Genomic DNA, 3,812 nt, shown 5'->3' with positions numbered 1-3,812 from the left:
CGGCGGCCCTCCAGGGCGCTGGCCCGCTCGGTCTCGGCGGTGGCGTACCGGCGCAGCAGCGCGGCGTGTTCGTTGCGGAGGTTCGCCAACTCGGCCCGCTTGGCGCGCAGCTTGTGCTCCAGCTTGGTACGCAGCTCGCGGGACTCCTCGAGGTCCGTCTCCAGTTCCGCGACCCGCTCCTCGTGGCGCCACTCGTCGCTCGCCCGCGCGCGCGTGAGGTCGGCGACGCGTTTGCCCGCCTCGACGTCCCAGCGGCGCATGACCGCGGCGCCCACGGCCGCGGTGGCCGCGGCGAGCGCCGCGAGGACCCGGAGCACCGCCGGCCCGGAGAACACCCAGGGCCCGAGGGCGCAGACGAGCGAGACGCCTGCGATCGCCGTGGGGGGCAGCAGCCTGTGCAGAGGCGGTGAATGGCGGTGACGTCCACGTGGCATGGCCAGAAACTTACCGCGCGTAGGCGAATCATGGTGCCCCGGGCCGTAAAAACTCAGCCGCCCCTCTCACCTCTCACAAGCCCTCACAAGCTCCCTCACCACCGGGGCACCATTGCGCTCACCGGCGGCTCCTCTACTCGATCAACTCCCGTCATTCCAGATACGCCTTGGCCACATCACGCTCTTTCGCCACCCGCGCAATTCCACGGATTCCACCGATCCCAGGGATCCCACCGATCCCACGGCTCCCACGGAATTGCCGACCGGCCCGGACCCCCGCCCCTCACCGGTCACTGAGCCGTCCGCTGATCCACTGCAGGGTCGCCGGAATCTCCCGCCGCCACGTGTTGAAGTTGTGCCCGCCGCTGTCGAGGATGATCGACGAGATCCGCGTCGGCTGCTTCTCCTCGGCCAACGCGATGAAGTCCAGTGTGGCCTTGTAGTTGACCTCTCCCTGTTTGCTGCTGGTGACGAGAAGAGAGGTGTCGGGCGCCGGCCGGTGCTTGAGGTACCAGAACAGATCGGCCTCGTTCCGCAGCGTCTTGTTCCCCCGGAAGAGATCACCGGTGGTCGGGTCGATCGGCGCCTTGTAGTACGGCGAGAGTCCCGCGCCGGCGGCGAACGTCCCCGGGTGGTGGACGGCGAGCTTCAGTGCGCAGTACCCGCCGGTGGAGTCGCCGATGACGCCCCAACTGCCGGGCCTCCTGCCGACCCTGTAGTGGTGGCCGACCGCGTCCGGCAGGTCCCGCGCGAAGAACGTCTCGGTCTGCGGGCCTCCCGGGACGTCCACGCACTCGGTGTCGCGCGGCGGCGCCACGGTCGGCCGCATCATGACCAGGATCATCGGCTGCGCCTTGCCCTCGCGGGCCAGCGTGTGGGCGGTCTGCGGGAAGTGCAGGCCCTTGATGAGCGCCTCGGCGGTGCCCGGGTAGCCGGTGAGGACGACGGCCGCCGGGAAGCTGCGGGTGCGGTACCGGGGCTGGAAGTACTCCGGCGGCAGATAGACGTACGCCGGGCTGGCGATCCGTGAGGTACGGCCGATGATCTCGACCTTCTGGATCTGCCCGCCGACCTCGGGCCGGCCGCCGCCCGTCACGTTCACCGGCCGGGTGTCGAGGACCCGCAACGGGCCCCCGGTCTCGGCGTCGTCGTGGTCGACGACGACGCCCTGCGCGGTCTCCCGGCCGAAGAGGTCGGCCCAGCTGGCGTAGAACCCGAAGGCCTGGTTCGCGGTGAGGCCGATCGCCGCGAAGACGGCGACCTGCGTGGCCAGCAGCACCCCGATCCGTCCGCACACGGGCCGCCAGCCCCGCCGTGCCAGCCTCGGCCACAGCCACACCGTGCCGACGAACAGCAGCACTGCGGACGTCACCGCCAGCACCAGCACCTTGTTGCTCGTAAGACCCATCGGATTGTCCCCCGCCGTTCTTTCTTTCCCTGTCTTTCCCTGCCCTTTGGTTCAGCTTTCCGATGGAGAGTGAACCGACGTGGCCGAGCCAACGTCCTAGAGGGCGCAATGTCGCCGGATGCCGGAAAGGCGCCGGGTCCAAGATCTCTCGCGGAACTACGGGATGCGATGTCTGTCAGGACAGATGGGGAAATGTCGGGTGGGGTTCCGGTCCGTTCGGGCCGGCTCCCGCTGAGCGCCGCTCGGCGCGCACGCGGCCTGCTGCGCGGGCCGCGCCCCGAGGCGGTGCCCGCGCTGGTCGCCAGGGCCTGCACGCTCGTCGGACTCGTGGACATCGCCGCCGGCGTGTTCCCCCGCTTCCGGCACAGCCGGATGCACGCGCTGGCGGAGGTGCTGCCGGGTGCCCTCGGCCCGTTCGCCGCGGCGATGTCGCTGAGCGCGGGGGTCCTCCTGCTGCTGCTCGCCCACGGACTGCGGCGACGCAAGCGCCGGGCCTGGCGCGCGGCGGTCGTGCTCCTGCCGGCCGGGGCGATCGCGCAGTTCACCTACCGGCACTCGATCGTCGGCGTCCTCATCTCCCTGGCGCTGCTCGTCCCGCTGCTGCGCCACCGCGACGAGTTCCGCGCCCTGCCCGACCCCACCAGCCGCTGGCGGGCACTCGCCAACTTCATGCTGATGGGCACCGGTTCGATCCTCCTCGGCCTGCTCGTCGTCAGCGCCCACGCCCAGCACATGGTGGGCGACCCGAGCCTCGCCGACCGGCTCGAACACGTCATCTACGGCCTCTTCGGCTTCGAGGGACCCATCGTCTACGCCGGCAACACCTCGTGGACGGTCGCCTACTCGCTCGGCGCCCTCGGCCTGCTGACCGCCGTCACCACCATCTACCTCGCCTTCCGCCCCGAGCACCCGGCGGCCCGCCTCACCTCCGACGACGAGTCCCGGCTGCGCGCCCTGCTGGTCCGGCACGGCGGCCGTGACTCCCTCGGCCACTTCGCGCTCCGCCGCGACAAGGCGGTCGTGTTCTCACCGAGCGGCAAGGCGGCGGTGACGTACCGGGTCGTCTCCGGGGTGATGCTCGCCAGCGGCGACCCGATCGGCGACGTCGAGGCCTGGCCCGGCGCCATCGAACGCTTCATGGACGAGGCCAAGGCCCACTCCTGGACCCCCGCCGTCATGGGCTGCTCCGAGACCGGCGCCGAGGTGTGGACCCGCGAGACCGGCCTCGACGCCCTCGAACTGGGCGACGAGGCGGTGGTGGACGTCGCGGATTTCTCCCTCGCCGGACGCGCGATGCGCAACGTGCGTCAAATGGTGAAGCGCATCGAGCGCCTGGGTTACGAAACCCGGGTGCGGCGCGTCCGTGACCTCGGCGAGGCCGAACTGGACCGCATCCGCCGCGCCGCCGAGGACTGGCGGGGCACCGACACCGAGCGCGGCTTCTCCATGGCGCTCGGCCGCATCGGCGACCCGGACGACGGCGACTGCCTGATCGCCACCGCCCACAAGGCCGACGAGACCCCCGGCCCCTACGGCGACCTGAAGGCCGTACTCCACTTCGTGCCCTGGGGCCCCGACGGCGCCTCCCTCGACCTGATGCGCCGCGACCGCTCCGCCGACCCCGGCATGAACGAACTCCTCATCGTCGCGGCCCTCGAAGCGGCCCCCCGCCTGGGCGTCCAGCGCGTCTCCCTGAACTTCGCGATGTTCCGCGCCGCCCTGGCCCGCGGCGAGAAGATCGGCGCAGGTCCCGTCCTGCGCGCCTGGCGCGGCCTGCTCGTGTTCCTCTCCCGCTGGTTCCAGATCGAGTCGCTGTACAAGTTCAACGCCAAGTTCCGCCCGCGCTGGGAGCCCCGCTTCGTCGTCTACGCCACCTCACGCGACCTGCCCCGCATCGGCCTCGCCGCCATGCAGGCCGAGGGCTTCGTCAGCCTCGCCCTCCCCCGCGTCCTGCGCCGCCGCCCCAGGCC

Annotated in this window: 2 protein-coding genes and 1 pseudogene; 1 reads left to right on the top strand and 2 read right to left on the bottom strand. The window is 71.4% G+C overall.

Translation table 11 applies throughout. From position 1 onward, the window contains the following. Together AOK23_RS08225 and AOK23_RS08220 are read right to left on the bottom strand one after the other, a co-directional pair. Positions 1–434, bottom strand: a pseudogene (locus AOK23_RS08225) (hypothetical protein); the annotation flags it as partial. A gap of 283 nt (positions 435–717) precedes the next feature. Beyond that, positions 718–1,842, bottom strand: coding sequence for an alpha/beta hydrolase (locus tag AOK23_RS08220; RefSeq protein WP_055712090.1), 1,125 nt, complete (start codon positions 1,840–1,842; stop codon positions 718–720). Between the two features lie 192 nt (positions 1,843–2,034). On the opposite strand from AOK23_RS08220, the gene AOK23_RS08215 reads away from it, so the two are divergent. Next, the coding region (locus AOK23_RS08215; protein ID WP_055712089.1) for a phosphatidylglycerol lysyltransferase domain-containing protein at positions 2,035–3,812 on the top strand (1,778 nt) is incomplete at its 3' end.

Source organism: Streptomyces torulosus, from assembly GCF_001419765.1.
Taxonomy (GTDB): Bacteria; Actinomycetota; Actinomycetes; order Streptomycetales; family Streptomycetaceae; genus Streptomyces; species Streptomyces torulosus.
Note: the sequence above shows the minus strand (reverse complement) of the source record. Positions and strands in the feature narration are given on the sequence as shown.

What these genes read in the sequence shown, in the direction of transcription:
- AOK23_RS08220 (WP_055712090.1), bottom strand. Translation starts at nt 1,842, where the DNA reads ATGGGTCTTACGAGCAACAAGGTGCTGGTGCTGGCGGTGACGTCCGCA.